Source organism: Pseudonocardia sp. GCM10023141 (genome assembly GCF_042653605.1).
Genome location: NZ_JBHSIR010000100.1, coordinates 1 through 2363 on the forward strand (window position 1 = coordinate 1; position 2363 = coordinate 2363).

General features: G+C 69.4%; 2 protein-coding genes. Both read left to right on the top strand.

Annotated features, from left to right (window positions below):
- Positions 1 to 97 precede the first annotated feature (97 nt).
- Entirely contained in the window at positions 98 to 1594 is a 1497-nt protein-coding gene (gene istA / locus ACFPFQ_RS48250; RefSeq protein ID WP_379630061.1) for an IS21 family transposase, read from the top strand.
- On the top strand, positions 1591 to 2363 hold a 773-nt coding region (istB, locus tag ACFPFQ_RS48255; RefSeq protein WP_379630062.1), incomplete at its 3' end, for an IS21-like element helper ATPase IstB. The genes istA and istB, both read left to right, overlap by 4 nt.

Sequence of the window (2363 nt, forward strand, 5' to 3'; positions counted from 1 at the left end):
TCCCCACCCCCTCGCTCGTCGTGTCGATCTGGAGCTGAGGCCCTGGGCGGTGACGGTGGCGGTGCCAACCAGTCACCGCACCGCCCAGGGGACTCCATTGAAGTCTGCGAGGGAACGGATGGACATCATTTCTGCCTACCGAGATGTGGGCACCTACCGTGGTGCCGCGTTGATCAGCGGCACCACAGCGAAGACGGTGAAGCGGGTCATCGCCCGCCACGAGGCCGGTGGTGTCGCCCCGGCCCGCGTGTCGCGGGAGCACAACTACGACGTCGTCAGTGCGTTGGTGACCGAGCGGGTCGCCAAGTCCAACGGCCGGATCACCGCGAAGCGGCTGCTGCCGGCTGCCAAGGCCGCCGGCTATGAGGGTTCCGCTCGTAACCTCCGACGCCTGGTCGCGACCAGGAAAGCGTTGTGGCGCAACGACAACCACCGCGGGCGCCGACCGGCGGTGTGGTCCCCCGGTGAGCATCTGGTCATCGACTGGGGCGTGCTGGACGGGTTGCACGTGTTCTGCGCGGTGCTCGCGTGGTGCCGGGTCCGGTTCGTGCGTTTCGCCGACAACGAGCGCGCCGACACCACCCTGGGACTGCTCGCGGAGTGCTTCGACACCCTCGGCGGGGTCCCCGGCGTGGTTCTCGCTGACCGGATGGGATGCCTGAAAGGTGGCGTGGTCGCGAACAAGGTCGTGCCCACCAGCGACTACGTGCGTTTCGCCGCCCATCACGGGTTCCGCCCCGATTTCTGCGAGGCCGCCGACCCGGAATCGAAGGGGATCGTGGAGAACCTGGTCGGCTATGCCAAGACCGACCTGATGATCCCCGGCCATGACGGGTCCGGTGACCGGTTCCCCGACCTCGCCGCGGCAAACCGTGCCGCTGCAGCGTGGTGTGTTGAGGTCAACGCTGCGGAGCACTCGCAGATCTGCGCGGTCCCGGCCGAGCGGCTGATCATCGAACGAGACCTGTTGGCACCGTTGCCGTCGTTGCGGGCCAGTATCGGCACGGTCTTGTCACGCAAGGTGGATCGGCTCTCCTGTGTCCGGTTCGGCTCAGCGCGCTACTCCGTCCCGACCGCGTTGATCGGCACCCAGGTCCGGCTGCGCGTGGATCACGACCGCTCCTTGACGATCATCGCCGGCCCCGGCGAGGGCGACGTGGTCGCCGAGCATCTGCTGGTCGCCCCCGGTGAGGCGTCGATCCACGACGATCACTACGGCGGCCCCCGCCCGGCGCCGCGGCGGGCGGTGCGCCCGAAAACCGTGGCAGAGAAGGCGTTCTGCGCGCTCGGTGAGACCGCGGAGGCGTTCCTCACCGGTGCCGCCGCAGCGGGCAACACCCGCCTCGGACCGGAACTGGCCGAGCTCAACACCCTCGCCGCCGCGCACGGCGAGCCCGTCTTCCTCGAGGCACTCTCGCGGGCGGTCGCGTTCGGTCGCTGGCGCGCGGCGGACGTGCGCTCCATCCTCGCCGCCGGCGCCGGAACACCACAGCCCACCACCGCCGGGGACGCCCTCGTGCTCGAGCTGCCCCGCGTCCCGACCCGACCGCTGTCGGATTACGCCCTGCGCGCCACGACGCGAGGAACCCCGTGAGCACGACCGCGCCGGTCCTGGCACCGGATCTGGTCGAGGGGCTGCGCCGACTCAAGCTCGCCGCGATGCGTCAACTCGCCCCGGAACTGCTGCGCACCGCGAAGACCCAGCGGTGGGCACCGGAGGAGCTGCTGCGCACCTTGGTCGAGGCTGAGATCACCGCCCGCGACGCCTCCAACGCCCGCACCCGGCTCAAGACCGCAGCCTTCCCCGTGGTCAAAACCCTCGACGAGTTCGACCGCACCGTGTCCACGATCAACCCCGCCACCCTCGACTACCTCGCCTCGTTGGAGTGGATCCTCGCCCGGGAGAACCTCTGCCTCGTCGGACCCGCCGGGACCGGCAAAAGCCACGTACTCGTCGCACTCGGCGTCGCCGCCGTCACCGCCGGACATCGAGTCCGCTACTTCACCGCGGCCGAGCTCGTCGAAACCCTCTACCGCGGACTGGCCGACAACAGCGTCGGACGCGTGATCGACACCCTGCTACGCAACGACCTGATCATCTGCGACGAAGTCGGCTTCGCACCCCTGGACGACACCGGCGCCCAGTTGCTGTTCCGGTTCATCGCCGCCGCCTACGAACGCCGCGCCCTGGGCATCGCCAGCCACTGGCCCTTCGAAGCCTGGGGCCGGTTCCTACCCGAACACACCACCGCCGTGAGCCTGCTGGACCGGCTCCTACACCACGCCAACGTCGTGATCACCGACGGCGAGTCCTACCGCATGCGCGAAGCCCGCACCCGACAACCAGGAGGCACCAAACAGAC